Annotated in this window: 8 protein-coding genes; 7 read left to right on the top strand and 1 reads right to left on the bottom strand. The window is 57.1% G+C overall.

Going from position 1 to position 16,631, the window contains the following annotated elements; genetic code table 11:
• On the bottom strand, positions 1–1,595 hold a 1,595-nt coding region (locus HALA3H3_RS02355; protein WP_082116802.1), incomplete at its 3' end, for an ATP-binding protein.
• A 255-nt stretch (positions 1,596–1,850) separates the two neighbouring features.
• On the opposite strand from HALA3H3_RS02355, the gene HALA3H3_RS02350 reads away from it, so the two are divergent.
• From HALA3H3_RS02350 to HALA3H3_RS02320, 7 genes are all read left to right on the top strand, one after another.
• Positions 1,851–2,360, top strand: a complete 510-nt coding sequence (locus HALA3H3_RS02350; protein WP_022522946.1) for an RNA polymerase factor sigma-70 — start codon at positions 1,851–1,853, stop codon at positions 2,358–2,360.
• A 129-nt stretch (positions 2,361–2,489) separates the two neighbouring features.
• The gene (locus tag HALA3H3_RS02345) at positions 2,490–2,708 is read left to right on the top strand and encodes a FecR/PupR family sigma factor regulator (RefSeq protein ID WP_230804654.1); all 219 of its coding nucleotides are present in this window, start codon (positions 2,490–2,492) and stop codon (positions 2,706–2,708) included.
• 255 nt (positions 2,709–2,963) lie between these two features.
• A complete protein-coding gene (locus tag HALA3H3_RS02340) occupies positions 2,964–3,209 on the top strand; it encodes an MbtH family protein (RefSeq protein ID WP_022522944.1) in 246 nt (81 codons plus the stop codon).
• The gene (locus tag HALA3H3_RS02335) at positions 3,199–3,939 is read left to right on the top strand and encodes a thioesterase II family protein (protein ID WP_022522943.1); all 741 of its coding nucleotides are present in this window, start codon (positions 3,199–3,201) and stop codon (positions 3,937–3,939) included. The genes HALA3H3_RS02340 and HALA3H3_RS02335 overlap by 11 nt, the downstream gene beginning before the upstream one ends.
• A complete protein-coding gene (locus tag HALA3H3_RS02330; protein ID WP_022522942.1) occupies positions 3,917–4,729 on the top strand; it encodes a 4'-phosphopantetheinyl transferase family protein in 813 nt (270 codons plus the stop codon). Before HALA3H3_RS02335 ends, HALA3H3_RS02330 begins: the two co-directional genes overlap by 23 nt.
• Positions 4,662–5,663, top strand: coding sequence for a TauD/TfdA family dioxygenase (locus HALA3H3_RS02325; protein ID WP_022522941.1), 1,002 nt, complete (start codon positions 4,662–4,664; stop codon positions 5,661–5,663). Before HALA3H3_RS02330 ends, HALA3H3_RS02325 begins: the two co-directional genes overlap by 68 nt.
• A 69-nt stretch (positions 5,664–5,732) precedes the next feature.
• Positions 5,733–16,631 (top strand): non-ribosomal peptide synthetase (locus HALA3H3_RS02320; RefSeq protein ID WP_053856868.1); only part of this gene is annotated, 10,899 nt, incomplete at its 3' end.

Below are 16,631 nucleotides of genomic sequence, written 5' to 3'. Positions count from 1 at the left end.
AACGCCACAATCTGGCGCTCAACGCTGGAAAACTCCACGCCGATCAGGTGGATGGGCTTGCCCGAAGCGCGGTGCTTATCGGCATAGCCTTTATGTTTGATCTGCTCCAGCGCTTTACCTTCCGGCAGTTGTTCCACCACTTTGAACTCAAACAGGTAGATATGCCCACCAAAGTCCACGCTCATATCCACCTTGCCATGGTGGCTGGCGTCCTCCACGGTTACATCCAGCCCCAAGGCCGCAAAGTGGCTGTAAAAGACGCTGGCATAATGCCCTTCGTATTTGGCGATGGGATTGTTGCGGTACCAGTCGTGGGGCAGACCTGCGTAGAGCGCTTTGAGGTGCGTTTCCAATCCGGCCAGGTCGTGCTGGCTTAAATGACGAAACAGTGTTCTGCGCTCGCGTGGGGCGTTCTCGACCCCCAGTGACGGCAGCAGCGCATGGTTGAGGCTGGTTTCGACTTCGCGGTTAGGGAAGCCAAGGGTGTACTGGCGGTAGCCCCGCAGAGGCTCTTCTACTTGTTGAATGGTGAGGTAGCCGGTTTGAAACAGCAGACCTTCAGTGCTGATCTGGTCAACATCAAACTGGCTGAGCAATTCATACTCGGTTTCCCAATGATCCAATGACGGGGTAAATACTCCGCGCTGCTTGAGGATATCCACCAAAAACGTCGGTGTGGCAGACTCAAACCAGTACGGGCCGAACTCGCGTTTCTGAAACAGTAACAGCACGTCGAAGGGATTGTAGACGGACGTTACCTCACGGCCACCCCAGCGGTAGCCGTTATACCACTGGCGGATCGCCTCGCGATCAAGGCCGGGCAACTCAGCGGTGAACACCGTGTCAATGTCCTCGTCGGTATAGCCGCAAATCGTGCTGAAGGGGGCATCCAGAGTGATATCGTTGAGGTTATTCAATCCTGAGAAAAGGCTGACCTTACTGAATTTGGACACGCCGGTAAGCAGCACGAAGTGCAGGTGCGGATCGGCGTCTTTAATAACGCTGTAAAGGTTCTTCAAGCCCTCGCGCAGTTCCCGGGCATGCTCCGGCGCCAGGATGTTATCCAGAATCGGTTTGTCGTACTCGTCAATCAGGATGACCACCCGCTGACCACTCTGCTGGTGGGCGGCACGAATGAGGGCGGAAAATTCACCCGGTATATCGGTTTTATGGTGGTGGGTAATGCCGAGTCGCTCTCGTTGAACGCGTAGCTGCTCACGAATACGCTCATCCAGCCCTTCACGGCCCTGCATCACGCCATCGGCAAAGCTAATACGAATCACCGGGTAGCGCTGCTGCCAGTCCCACCTGTCGTGGAGATACAGCCCTTCGAACAGCGCCTGGCGACCTTCAAACAGGCAGCGCAGGGTGTCCAGCAAGAGACTTTTGCCGAAGCGGCGTGGCCGCGAGAGGAAGTAGTATTTGTTCTGGTTAACCAAACGCTCAATGTGCGGTGTCTTATCGACGTAGTAATAGTTCCCTTCGCGGATATCCGAGAACGTCTGAATCCCGATGGGTAACTTACGGCGGTGGGCATCCGTCACGGTGGGTCTCCAGAGCAAGAAACAGCGATACGAGCAGCAGTAGTTTAGCATGCTCAGGGGCTGAAATGCCTAGCCACGAGTTGTCAGCGCGCCGAGTGTTGTTCGCAGCTAAGGTAAAGGCGTTGGTGGCAACGAAGTAACAAGGGCTGGAGAGGAGACGAGAAACATCTCATGAAGTAGTGCTGCCAACAAGCATATCGTTATAAAAAGTGAGTTAGCTCTCACCAGTTGACTTGTCAGGCTCTAACGCAAATAATAATTATTGCCATTTATTCCGTGGTGTTAATCAAGGCAGGAGGCCGAGCTGTGGATACCCAGACCTGGAGCGCTGAGTTAGAAGATATCTTCGTTAATCAGCGGCCCCGGCTCTGCTGTGTCGCCGCAAGAGTATTGGGCAATGCTGATCAAGCCGATGATGTCGTGCAGGACGCCTATCTAAAAATTTCGGAAGCAACCACGCTTTTTGAGGTGAAGCAGCCCATATCTTACGTGTCACGTGTGGTGCGCAACCTCGCCATTGACCGTTGCCGCCGTTCGGCGTTTGAGTCAACTTTGTTTGCAAAAGAAGAGGAGGGGGATACCACCTCTTACGCGTCACACTCTCCAGAGGTGATCGCGATTGACCGCCAGGCCTTGGCACAGGTGGTGGACGCGCTGGACGAGCTGCCCGAGCGTACGCGTCGCGCTTTTGAGCTCTATCGTTCGGGAAGTCATACGCAGCGGGAAGTGGCCCACTTGTTAGGTATTTCCACCACGTTAGTTAATTTTATGATTCGCGATGCATTGACGCATTGCCGCCAGTCGCTACAAGGTTAAACGTTGCCAGATCGGTAAGCCCACGTTCCGTCCCTTCTTTGTTGTCGCTTTGTTACACTGTCAGCAAATAGCGTTGATAATATTACACGCTTCCCGAGACAGGTGTTCAGCAGGCAGCAGTAGCGAGGTTTGACAGTAACGATGGATAACGACAGCGGCGATGATGCCGTTTGGCAAACGGCGCTAGACTGGCTGATGCGCGAGCATGAAGAGACGTTGAGCGACGCTGATCGCGAGGCGCTTCATGCGTGGTTAGCGGCTTCTTCTCAGCACCGCCGTGTATTTCGTGAAGCCGAACAGCTATGGCTGCTAACGGGGATGATTCCAAGTGGTGATGAGCGCAACTGATCAGTCACTGTTTTTTTTACTCTCCTCCTTCGGTTGTCAGGCTAACTAAATGGTCGCGAGCTAAAGCTGCCTCCTACTGGTGCAATTCTTAGCCTGGCAAAGGTAATTCTATGCCGACGCCCTAGCGACCCCTCCCCTTATTTTTTCTATTTTCCTCCCCCAGCATTAAATTTTCTGACGCCTCACTCGTCATTGAGTAATGAGAAGTAATTGCGTTTTATTTCTCATTCCTTTGGCAACGATGAGGTTAGTCCCATGACAAGCTGTTTTGATCGTGAAGATGGTGTCTTCCGCGTATTAGTCAACCACGAAGAGCAGTACTCCCTCTGGCCAGAATGGAAAGCGATTCCCGCTGGCTGGACCGATACCGGCGTACTCGGCGATAAGCCAACCTGCCTCGACTACGTCGAAAAGACCTGGACTGATATGCGGCCACTGTCGCTGCGCCAGTGGATGGATGAGCAGGCTAACGCTGAGGCGGAGCAGGTGGATGCAGGTTAAGCGTTTAAGACTGCTCTGCCTGCCCTGTGCCGGGTCTAGCGCCACCATGTATCTGCGCTGGAAGCGTCAGTTGCCCGCCTGGATCGAGGTATATCCCGTCGAGCTGCCTGGGCGTGGTGAGCGCCTGGGTGAGTCGCTCATCGATGACTTCGAGTCCCAGGTCGTGCGGCTGTGCGAAGAGCAAGCAACGCGGATGCGCGGCGACTTTGCCCTGTTCGGTCACAGCATGGGGGCGTTGTTGGCCTACGGCATGGCAGCTCGCTTGCGCGATGTAGGGCGACCTCAGCCACGGATGCTATTCGCCTCAGGCAGTGCGGCACCCTCAATGCGCGACTCAGAGCGTTTAGCGGGGCTTGATAACGATAAGGCCTTAATCGCGGATCTACGCCAACAGGGCGGCACCCCAGAGGAGGTCTTCGAAAGCCCTGAGCTGCTGCGCCTTACCCTCGATATCTTGATGGCGGACTATCGCCTCTGCCGCAGTTTCCGCTATCGCGGCGGGTCGCCGCTTGCTTACCCCCTGCAGGTACTCGCCGGGCGTGAAGACGATATCGAGCAAGAGCGTCTGGAAGCGTGGCAGCGGGAAGCCGGCGGGGCGTTCTCGTTGGACTGGTTCGAAGGAGGGCACTTCTTTATTCGCCAGCAGCAAGCACAAGTGCTGGAGACTATCGAACGGGCGCTGACTCGACGGCTTGAGGAGGTGCCCCATGCAGCGCCTGCAGTTAGCTGAAGGGGCTCCTGAGGGGCTTGAAGTCTGGCGCTTATCGCTCGGTCTGAACGCCCCGGTGGCTGACGAAGATGATCGGTTGCTGAGTCGAGCCGAGTGGCAGCGCGCCCAGCGGCTTCGCCGTCACGCCGATGTCGTACGCGCCGTGGCGACTCGAGCGGCCCTGCGGCGACTGCTATCAGCGCACACCGGTATAGCGCCAGAAAAGTTGGTGTTCACTCAGAACGCTTACGGCAAACCAGCGTTGGAAAACGCTGATGGGCCTGCTTTCAATGTCTCCCACTCTGGCCATGTCGCCCTGATCGCGATTGCTCCCGGCGGAGCGGTGGGGGTCGATATTGAGCGTTGCCGACCCGAGGCCGAACTGGCGCCGCTGCAAGGGCTGGTGCTATCGCCGAGTGAGCAGCTCGACCACGCACGCGACGGCATCGCACTGCCCTTCATGGAGCGCTGGGTGGTTAAAGAGGCGGTGCTCAAAGCCCTGGGCCTGGGCATCGCTGATCATTTGCAGGCGCTCTCGATCACTTCCTCTTTAGGGTCGCCAGGCACCTATCACCTTGAGCACTCGCTTCCCGTGTCATCACCTTTGCAAGCATGGCCGCTGCCAGCGCCGAGTGGCTATGCCGCTGCCCTGGGTTATATCGATTCAGGCTATGTCGATTCAGGCTATTCCCACACAAACGCCCAGGGCAAACGCTACTCAACGAATTTTCAGGAGATCAATAATGGACAGCCAAAGCGCAACACCAACGCAACAAACCAACACCATATCCAAACGTCAGGGGCCTGCTGATTCGGAGCTGCCCATTATGATTTCTCCCTCCTACCCAGGGCAGCCACTGCTGGAAGCCTTTGGCGAGTTGCGCGCGGATATTGAGACGCTGGTGGCCAGAGTCGGTGGGGTGTTGCTAAGAGGTTTCGATGTTCCCTCCGTGGACGATTTTCAGCAGTTTGCTGCCGCCTTTGGTCATCCTCTGCTGAGTTATGAGTTCGCCTCAACACCGCGTTCAGCGGTTTCGTCAGGCATTTATACCTCGACCGAGTACCCCGCTCATCAACATATTCCCCTCCACAATGAGCAGGCCTACACCCGCGAGTGGCCAATGAAAATCTGGTTCCACTGTGTCACCGCTTCCCCCGAAGGTGGAGAGACGCCGATAGCCGATAGCCGCGCTATTTACCGCCGTATGCCCGCAGAGATCCGCGAGCGCTTTGCCCCCGGCATTCTCTACGTACGCAACTACGGCGATTTCGATATGCCTTGGCAAAAGGTGTTTAACACCGAAGACCGCGCTGAAGTGGAGGCATTCTGCCAGCGCGCGGGTATTCGCTGTGAGTGGAAGCCCGATGGCGACCTGCGTACCACCCAACTGTGCCAAAGCATAGAGACTCACCCTGTCACCGGTGAGCAGGTGTGGTTCAACCAAGGCCATCTTTTCCATGTCTCCAACCTGCAGCCAGAGGTACGAGAGTCGCTGGAAGAGCTGCTAGACCCCGAAGACATGCCGCGCAACGTCTTCTTTGCCGATGGTAGCCCCATCGACGATGCCATCTTCGATGAGATCCGCGGCGTACTGGCCGACGAAACGGTGATGTTCCCCTGGCAGGCAGGCGATGTGCTAATGCTCGACAACATGCTGGTCGCCCATGCACGCACGCCGTTCAAAGGGCCGCGCAAAGTCGTCGTCGCCATGGCGGAAGGTCACGGCAACCTCTCCAACGACTAAACATAACGCCTCATCTCACGGCCAGGAGTTCCAGCAGGTACGCATATGAATATTAGGCACGCTCAGACAATGAACAGCCACCCATCCCATAACGTTGCTAACCACAGCTTCGTTGAGCATTTAAGTCGCCTGGCCCGGGAAAGGCCCAGCGACAGGGCGCTGATTGTAGTGAACGCACAAGGTGAGACCACCCTTGACTACGCCACCCTGGAGCGGCGCTCCCGCGCCCTGGCCAGCGAGCTCCAGCAGCGGTTCCCGGCTGGTGAGCGTGCCTTGATCCTGCTGGATAACGATGAACACTATGTGGTGGCGTTCTTCGCCTGCCTATATGCCGGGGTGATTGCCGTGCCGGTCTTCCCTCCAGAGTCGGCCAAGCAGCAGCATCTGGCGCGCCTGCTCGCCATTGCCGCCGACTCTCAGGCCGCCTGTGTGCTCACCTCTACAACGATTATCGATGTGGTCGCATCTGCAAGCGAAGGCTTCGGCAGCGCCGAACTGATCCCCGTGGATGCCGTAGATGAGAGCCGCGCTGAACACTGGGTCGAACATCGCCCAAAGCGCGGTGATCTCGCCTTTTTACAGTACACCTCAGGTTCCACGGCCACGCCCAAGGGCGTTATGGTCAGCCATGGCAACCTGATGGCGAACGAGCGTGCTATCGAGACGGGCTTCTCGATTGGTGCCGACGATGTTTTCGTCAGTTGGCTGCCGCTTTACCACGACATGGGGCTGATCGGTGGCCTGCTGCAGCCCATCTATCGCGGTATCCCTGCGGTATTGATGAGCCCCACCTTCTTTTTACAGCGGCCGGTACGCTGGCTGGAAGCGATCTCCCGCCACCGGGGCACCATTAGCGGTGGCCCTGATTTTGCCTACCGGCTGTGTCTTGAGCGTATCCGCGACGAGCAGCTTGAGGCACTCGACTTATCCAGCTGGCGGGTTGCGTTCTCAGGCGCCGAGCCGGTACGCCACGATACCCTCACTGGCTTTATCGAACGCTTCCGCCCGGCGGGCTTTGCCGCTGACACCGCAGCACCCTGTTATGGCTTGGCCGAAGCGACGCTATTGGTTAGCTGTAATTCGCGCGGTACGGGCGTGGTAGGCACGGCTTTTTCTCAACAGTCGCTGGCCGAGGGAAAGGCTGCCTCAGCGGTTGAAGGCAACACCCTGGTGGGCTGCGGTACACCGGAACCCGGTCACGCTATCGATATTGTCGACCCTGAGGGGCTTCACTCGCTGCCCAGTGGTGAAGTCGGCGAGATCTGGGTCAATGGGCCCAGCGTGGCGCACGGGTATTGGCAGAACCCTGAAGCAACAGCTCAAGCCTTTGTTACCCGCGATGGGGTCAGTTGGCAGCGCACCGATGATGCTGATGCACAGAACCACGACGCCCGCGATGATCGCTGGCTGCGCACTGGCGATCTAGGCTTTCTGCACGAAGGGCAGCTGTATATCGCCGGGCGTATTAAGGACCTGATCATTCTGCGCGGCCATAACGTCTACCCTCAGGATATCGAGAGCGCTATCGAGGCGGAAGTGGAAGCAGTGCGCAAAGGGCGCGTGGCGGCCTTTGCAGTGACCACCCCCGAAGGCGCTGAAGGGATCGGCATTGCGGCAGAAGTCTCCCGCGGCATACAGAAGCTAGTGCCCGCCGAGAAGTTGGTCGAAGCGCTAAGCGAGACAGTGGGGAGCACTTGCCACGAGCCGCTTTCGGTAGTGCTACTGCTTAACCCAGGCGGTCTTCCCAAAACCTCCAGCGGTAAATTGCAGCGCAGCACCTGCCGCCAAGGCTGGGAGGCGGGTAGCCTGGATGCCTACGCCATTCACGCCTTTGGGCGTTTTGTCAGCGGTGGTGACGCTGAGGGCGGAGGAAAGTCATCGCACTCTACTGCGGAAGCTGGAAGCGAAACGGAGCAAGCGTTAGCGAAGCTCTGGCACCAGGTGCTGGGGGATGACGACACCCAGTCGCAAAGTAAGCCGCTAGGCAGCGATGCTCATTTCTTCGCCAGCGGTGGTAATTCTCTGGCGGCGGTGCGGCTAGCCGCCATCATCAGTGATTACTGGGGCGTCGAGCTATCTCTGCACTCGCTGTTCGAGCAACCGCGCTTGTCTGCCATGGCTAACGCTATCGAAGCACGTTTGGCGGCATCATCGGATCAACGAGGGATGGCCATCCCCCGTCTTGAAGATGATCAGCGCCAAGGCGACATACCGCTGTCGGAAGGACAGCGCAGCCTATGGCTGACGTGGCAACTTGATCCCCAGAGCGCTGGTTACAATATGGCAGGGGCACTGCATCTCAAGGGGGTGTTGGAACCAACAGCGCTCAATGCAGCGCTGGAGGCCCTCGTACAACGACATGATATTTTACGTACTTACTACCCCTTGAATGAGGCGGGAGAACCTGTTCAGCGGCTAGCGCAGGATTGGCATCCTGAGCTGATCTGTAACGAGATGCTCGGTGATACCGTGGATGAACGGGAGCAGGCACTGCATGACGCACTCACCAAACTGGCCCGGCAGCCTTTTGCCTTGGATCAGGCACCTCCCTTAACCGTCGCTCTCTACCGCTTGTCCACGGGGCACCATGTGTTAGCTGTCGTGCAGCACCACATTGCTGGGGATGGATGGTCAGTACAGGTGCTCATCGATGATCTATGCGCATTTTATGAAGGCGCGTGTACACAGCAAGAAGCCAAGCTTGCACCACTGCCAATACAGTTCGCAGATTATGCGGTTTGGCAGCAGCGTCAGCAGCACAGTAGTGAGCGGCAGGGCCAACTTGCTCACTGGTGTGAACGCCTCTCCGGGGATCATCCCCCGCTAGCGTTGCCCTTGGATCGCCCACGCCAAGCGATGTCCGCACCGAGCGAAGGCCAGCTGCGCTTTACGCTTCCCGGTGAGTTGAGCGAGCAGCTACGTAGCCTAGCCCGTGAAAGAAACGTTTCACTCTACGCCGTGATCTTGGCGCTATTGAAGCAGACGTTGTATCGCTTTAGTGGTGAGACAGATATCAAGGTAGGGGCGCCGATTGCCAATCGGCATAAAGCCGAGCTTCAGGGCTTAATTGGGTACCTTATCAATGTCGTTGTGTTGCGCACTCAGATTGATCCCACTGGAAATTTCGAACGTTTGTTAGATGAGGTGAGCGCTACCCTGATCGATGCCCAGCTGCATCAGGATGTCCCCTTCGATCAAGTGGTGGAGGCGCTACAGCTAGAACGGCAACCGGGGGTACATCCGCTATTTCAGGTGAAGTGTACTCAGCAGGAAATGTGGCAGGCGGAGCGTCACGTGGCTGGCCTGGCCATTCAAGCCGAGCAGGTATTCACGGGTATTGCTCACTTCGACCTGAGTCTCGATTTTTGCGATGAGCCCGAGGGAATAGCAGGTCTATTCGCTTACTCCGCAGAGCTATTCGATGCCACCACGATCGAGCGTTTCTGCCAGGCATTCCGATTCCTGGCCGAGCAGGTCGTAGCTGATCCGCGGTCTCACACTGCGATGCTGCCGCTACCTGAGCCTATCTCCGTGCTGGAAGGAAACCAAAGCGAGATTCTCACTCAGGCTATACCCACCCTGCTGTCGAAAGTGGTGGCAGCTCATGCTGATGAGTTAGCCGTAAACGACGGGCAGTACCGTTATACCTATGCCAGCCTGGATGCCCAAGCCCAGAATCTGGCACAGGCACTAATCGCAAAAGGCGTTGGTTCCGAGGTGCGTGTTGCCATTCACGCTGAGCGTTCGTGCGAGTACGTGCTCGGCATTCTCGCCGTACTCAAAGCGGGCGGGGCTTTCGTACCGTTTGATCCACAACTGCCGAGCGACCGCTTGGCCTATCAATTGGCTGACAGTGGCGCTCGCTTACTACTGAGCAGCACGCCTTGCGGCTGGAGTGATGACATTCCGGTAATGGAGCTGGCGTTTATCGACGATATTCCGGCTGCCGTAGAGCACGAACTGCCCGTCATTCATCCCCAGCAGACCGCCTATGTGATCTATACCTCTGGTTCCACGGGCAAGCCCAAGGGGGTGGCGGTGAGTCACGGTGCTCTGGCCAATTATGTGCAGGGCGTTCTGGAGGCGCTGGCGCTACCAGAGGATGCCCACAACCTGGCTATGGTGTCGACGGTGGCGGCGGATCTGGGGCATACGGTGTTGTTTGGTGCCTTGTGCACCGGCCGCACCTTGCACCTCATTTCTCCCGAGTGCGCCTTCGACCCGGATGCCTTTGCGGCTTATATGCGGGAACAGCAGGTGGATGTGCTCAAAATTGTGCCTAGCCATCTGCGGGCGCTGCTGAGTGCTGCAAACCCAGCAGATGTATTGCCGCAAGAGCGCCTGATTCTGGGCGGAGAAGCGACCGACTGGGCGCTACTGGAGCGTATCGCCGAACTCAAGCCAAACTGCCAGGTGCTTAATCACTACGGCCCCACGGAAACCACTGTCGGTATTCTCACCCAGCAAGCCGACATGGCCGATCGAGCTGCCAGCACTCTGCCGATAGGCACACCGCTGGCCAATGCTCGGGCCTATGTGCTCGATCCCTGGCTTAATCCGGTGCCGAAGGGTGTTGCCGGTGAGCTCTACCTGGGCGGCCCAGGGCTGGCTCAAGGCTATCTACAGCGGCTGGGGCAAACGGCGGAACGTTTCGTTGCCAGCCCCTTCCATGCGGGGGAGCGGCTCTATCGCAGCGGTGATCGTGTGCGCCAACTGGCCGATGGTAGCCTGGAGTTCCTTGGCCGTGTGGATGATCAGGTCAAAATTCGCGGCTATCGGGTTGAACCGAGCGAAATCGCTACCCTGCTGCGCGATCAACCGTGCATCGCGGAGGCTGAGGTGATTGCACGAGAAAGCGAGGAAGGCCGCGCGCAACTGTTCGCCTACGTGGTTATGGCAGCCGGAAGCGACATCGATTACGCCGCGTTACTCGCGCAGCTTGGCGAACGCATGCCGGACTATATGGTGCCCAGTGCCATAGTGCGGCTGGATACCTTGCCGCTGACCGCCAATGGCAAGCTGGATCGCAAGGCATTACCCGAGCCAGTGCAAGCCGGTAGTGGTAAAACCTTTGAAGCGCCCCAGGGAGAAGCAGAGGAGACGTTGGCAGAGGTCTGGGCTGACGTGATCGGCTGCGAGCAGGTGGGGCGTAACGACAACTTCTTTGAGTTGGGTGGTGACTCCATCCTCAGCTTGCAGATCGTCGCGCGCTCGCGCAAGCGTGGCTATAAGGTAACGCCCAAGCAGTTGATGGAAGGGCAGACCATTGCCGCCGTGGCGGCGATGGCCACGCCTCTAGCTGCTACCAAACAAGCGGCTGAGCCCAATAAGGCTGCTGCCTTTGCGCTGCTGCCGGTACAGCGCTGGTTCTTCGAGCAGAACTTTGCCGAGCCACACCACTGGAATCAGTCGTTGATGCTGGAAGCGGTCAGTGGTGTAGATACCACGCTGCTACGGCGTGCCATTGAGGCAGTGGTAGATCACCATAGCGCCTTACGGCTGCGCTTTGAGCGCGTTGGCGATAGCTGGCAACAAGCCTATGGCAAGCTAGCTGACGATCTATTCGAGTACGTGGACGTAAGCGATCATGCGGATCCGGCGCAGGCCATCACCCAGGCCGCCGATGCTGCGCAACGCAGTCTGAGTTTGGCGCGGCCGTTCCGTGCTATCTGGATGGCACTGGGAGGCGAGCGCGGCGGGCGATTGCTGCTAGTGGCTCACCACCTGGTGGTAGACGGCGTCTCGTGGCGCGTGATCCTCGACGACCTGCAAGCGGCCTACGCGCAGTTAAGTGCAGGAAAGACAGTCGACCTACCACCGGCAACCACCTCGCTAGATGAGTGGGCGCGTGCCCTGGCCGACTATGCCAAATCGGAGGCTTTGGCTGAGCAATGCTCCTATTGGGAGGGCCTTGTCAAAGAGCCAGAACCTAGCCTACCGGCACGTAATCCCCATGGCAGCAACACCGTCGCCGACACCGCATCGCTAGTTGGCAGCTTGCCTACCGAGGCCACCACGCAACTGCTGGGGCCGATGCATAAAGCCTACCGCACCCAGGTGGATGACCTGCTCCTCACTGCACTATCGAGCGCCTTGTGCCAATGGGCAGAGAGAGATAGCGTACTGATTGAACTGGAAGGCCATGGTCGCGAAGACCTGTTCGAGGGTGTCGATCTCAGTCGCAGCGTAGGCTGGTTCACCTCGCTCTACCCGGTTCGCCTGACCCCAAGTAATGGGGGATCGGGTTCAAGCCTAAAAGCCATCAAAGAGCAACTTCGCCAAGTGCCTGAAAAGGGGCTCGGCTACGGCGTGCTGCGCTATTTGAAAGAAGAGCCCGCGCTGGTGGGTGGTGCCTACCCCCAGGTCACCTTCAATTATCTAGGCCAGTTGGATCGCTCCCTACAGAGCGATGGGGCCTGGCGGCTCGCCAAAGAGAATGCAGGGCAGGCTCGCGCGCCGCAAAGCAAGCGCCGTACCTGGATTGAGGTAGTGGCCTGGGTTCAAGATGGCCAACTGCGCTTCGACTGGAATTACAGTCGTGAGATTCACAGCGAGGCAGCGATACATGCCTTGCAAGCAAGCTTCCAAGCGCAACTAGAGGCATTGATTGAGCACTGTGCTAGTGGCGTTCGTGGCGCAACGCCTTCGGACTTCCCGTTGGCGGGGCTGAGTCAAGGGCAGCTGGACGGCTTGCGATTGGATGTCGCCAATGTTGAGGACATCTACCCGTTGGCGCCTATGCAGCAAGGGCTGCTATTGCATACCCTGCTCAATCCAGGCGCTGGTATGTACATGATGCAGGATCGCTACCGGTTTGCTTCGCCTATCGACGTCAATGCTTTCGAGAAAGCCTGGCAGCGAGTCGGTGAACGGTATGAGGTTCTACGTACAGGGTTCGTATGGCAAACCGAAGAGATACAGTTGCAGGTGGTGTATAGGCAAATTCCTTCACCTGTGGAATATATCGATTGGCGCGGTATTGACGAGGATGAGGCCGATCGGCGCTTGGCGGTGTTATTGCGTCAGGAGCTTGATGATGGCTTCGACCTGGAACGGCCACCATTGCTAAAGGTACGCCTTATTCAACTGGCGGAGAACCTGTTCTACGTCGTACAGAGTTTCCACCATATTCTGATGGATGCCTGGTGCCGCTCCCTGTTGCTCAGCGATTTTTTCCACTACTACGATGCCTATCGTCTCGGGACGAGTCACGAGTTGACGCAACCAAGGCCGTATCGTGATTTTATCGCTTGGTTGCAGCAGCAGGATGCCAATGTGCTACGCAACTATTGGCAACATGAGCTTGAAGGTTTCGATGAGATAACGCCGATTCCTTATCTTAAGCCGCACGGTTCGCACGACAGTGTTGCCACGGTGGCTGATGTATTCTCCTCGCTCTCCCACGATGAGAGTGCAGAGCTACAGAACGTTGCCCGACAGCATCAATTGACTGTCAATACGATCGTACAAGGGGCATGGGCACTGCTGTTAGGGCGGCTTTCCCAGGTAGATGACATCCTATTCGGCGTGACAGTGGCTGGGCGCCCGCTAGAACTGGAGGGCATACAGGAGACGATGGGGCTGTTTATCAACACGATCCCTCTGCGTGTGTCATCCCCTTCGCCGCAAACATCTGTCCTTGATTGGCTGCATGGGCTATTGGCGAAAAACCTGGAGATGCGTCAATACGAGCATCTACCGTTAGTCGAAATTCAATCGTTGGGAGAGCAGTCACAAGGACGCAGTCTATTCGATAGCCTCTTTGTATTCGAAAATGCGCCGATAGATGCCAGCATAACGGAGAAAATCCATGATCTTCATGTGTCTATCAAGGGCAACCGCACCCACACCAATTACCCCTTGACCGTAGTGGTGGTGCCTGGCGAGCAATTGATGCTGCAGCTCTCCTACGATGCCCGAAAGTTTGACGATTCCGAGGTCGAGAGGCTGCTCTCGGGCTTCCGTCAAATTCTCTTGCACATTATTGACAGGCCTGATGCTCCCTATCATGAATTGGACGTATTGCCTGTTAATGAGATGGAGACACAGCGGGCGCAATGTACAGGGCAGTCGGTTGCTTATCCCTTTGAGCGAGGTTATATCGACCTGTTCCGTGAGCAGGTACGACAGCATCCACGCCAAGTTGCCGTTCGCCATCAGGGAGACACACTCACTTATGATCAGCTAGAGGACACCTCCAATCGCATTGCCCAAGCACTGCGGCAAGCAGGGGTGAAGAAGGATAATGTCGTCGCCCTGCATGCCGAGCGCGGCCTAGCGTTGCCAAGCATGATTCTGGGTACGTTCAAGTCTGGCGGTGCGTATCTGGCGCTGGATACCCGACTTCCTGATCAGCGTATCGCCAATATGCTGACGTCAAGCCATGCATCGGTTCTGGTTGCCACTGCTGAGCAAACACTGCGCCTCGAAACTGTGCTTGAATCCATGCCCAACCCGCCGCGGATGATAGTGTTCGAGGATCTCGTCACGGCGGAAAGACTAGAGGGGGATGCCGCTGTAACGGCTCACCCTGATCAGGCCGCCTATATCATCTATACCTCCGGTTCAACCGGTGAACCCAAGGGCGTAGTGGTCAGTCACCGTGGCATGCTCAACAACCAGTTGAGTAAGATTCCCTACCTGGATCTGTCGGCCAGCGATGTCATTGCCCAGACCGCAGCGCTGAGTTTCGATATCTCCGTCTGGCAAACGTTGGCGGGACTGTTGTGTGGCGCCAGCATCGAGATCGTGCCTGATGAGATTGCACGCGACCCCAGTGCATTGCTCCTTTATGTGCGCGACAACGGCGTCACGGTACTGCAAAGCGTACCCGCACTGATCCAGGGAATGTTGAATACTACCTCAGTCGACCTGCCAGCACTGCGCTGGTTGCTGCCCACGGGCGAAGCCTCAACGTATGAACTAGTGCGCCAATGGTTTACACGCTATCCAGCGATCCCATTGGTCAATGCCTATGGCCCTGCAGAATGTGCCGATGACGTATCCCTGCACTTACTGCGTAGCGACGATGACGAACACGTAGCCGTGGTGCCGATCGGCAAACCGGCCGATAACACCCAGCTAATCGTTCTCGACAACCAGCTGAACCCACTACCAACGGGGGTGAGTGGCGAACTATATGTCGCCGGTGTCGGTGTTGGGCGGGGTTACCTGAACCAGCCGCAGCTTACGTCGGAGCGCTTCGTGCCCAACCCGTTTGCCGATGTGCCTGGGGAGCGGCTTTACCGGACAGGCGATCTGGCCCGCTATCGCACCGATGGGGCGCTTGAATACATCGGGCGCACCGATCAGCAGGTCAAGATACGAGGCCAGCGTATTGAGTTGGGAGAGATAGAGTCTCGGTTGGTGGAATTCGATGTTATACGAGAAGCGGTAGTGGTGGCCCAGGAAGGGCCGGGAGGAGACAGGTTAGTGGCTTATGCTGTCGCCCAGCCACATGAATCGATCAATACTGCCGAGCTACGCGAACGCCTGGGACAGGTAGTGCCCGACTATATGGTGCCAAGTGTGGTGGTGATGCTTGATGCCTTACCACTAACGCCCAACGGCAAGGTGGATCGCAAAGCATTGCCCGAGCCCGACTTCGCCAGTAACGCGCAATATGAGCCACCCCAGGGTGAGACGGAAGAGACGCTAGCGGCGATTTGGAGCGAGGTGCTGGGTGTCGAGCGGGTAGGGCGCCACGACAACTTCTTCGAGCTAGGGGGGCACTCGCTGTTGGCACTGAGTGTGCTTGAGCGTATGCGGGTTCGAGGCCTTGAGTCTCAAGTGCGAACGCTGTTCCAGTCGCCCGAATTGGCGGCTTTCGCCAAGGCACTGTCCTTAGAGCCTGATAGGAAAAAGCTGGTTGTGCCGCCCAATAGGATTCCAGAGCATTGTCAGTCGATCCAGCCGGATATGCTGACACTGATCGATTTGGATACTGATGAAATCAGTCGCATAGAAGATGCAGTGCTAGGCGGAGCGACCAATATTCAGGATATCTACCCTCTGGCGCCATTGCAGGAGGGCATCCTGTTCCATCATCGGTTGCAGGAAGAGGGTGATACTTATGTACTCCCTTGCCTACTTGGTTTTGATAGTCAGGAACGGCTTGAGCAGTTTGTTGCTGGTTTCAATCAACTGATTACCCGTCACGATATTTTGCGCACAGCAGTGCTCTGGGAAGGGCTTCATGAACCAGTACAAGTGGTGCACCGGCACGTCTCACTAGAGGTGGAGTGGCTGGAACTGGAAGAAACCGGTGTTTCGTGCAGCGTTTCCGAACGACTAAACGCCTATGTGGATCCTGAACATTATCGCATCGATGTACGCCAGGCGCCGATGGTGCGAGCTATTGCGGCACAAGATGCTGAGCAAGGGCGATGGCTGCTGCAACTGCCCAGCCATCATTTGATTATGGATCACGCGACCCTTGACTTTTTAGTAACCGAGATATCCTTCATACAGCAAGGCCGCGAGGCCGAGTTGCCTAAGCCACTTCCATTCCGCAATTTCGTGGCGCAGGCAAGGTTGGGGGTAAGTACTGAGGAGCACGAGGCTTTCTTTAGAGAGTGTTTAGGTGATGTGGATGAACCCACAGCACCGTTTGGGCTGGTGGATGTTCGTGGCGATGGAAGCGATATAGAAGAAGTACGCCTGTTACTAGAGCCGGAGTTGGCTCGGGAGTTACGTCAGCAGGCGCAACGATATGGCGTTAGCACGGCAAGCCTATTCCACTTAGCCTGGGCCCTGGTGTTGGGCAAAACCACCGGGCAGAACGATGTAGTGTTCGGTACGGTATTGTTCGGGCGTATGCAGGGTGTAGAGGGAGCTGAACGGGCGCTGGGGATTTTTATCAACACTCTGCCCGCGCGTATTAGATTAGGAGCGCATGGAGTGGTGCAGTGCTTGCGCCATACGCACGAAGTACTGACCGAGTTACTGCACCACGAACATGCAAGCCTC

Source organism: Halomonas sp. A3H3 (assembly GCF_000982975.1).
Classification (GTDB): Bacteria; Pseudomonadota; Gammaproteobacteria; order Pseudomonadales; family Halomonadaceae; genus Vreelandella; species Vreelandella titanicae.
This window is presented reverse-complemented; position numbering and strand designations above follow the sequence as displayed.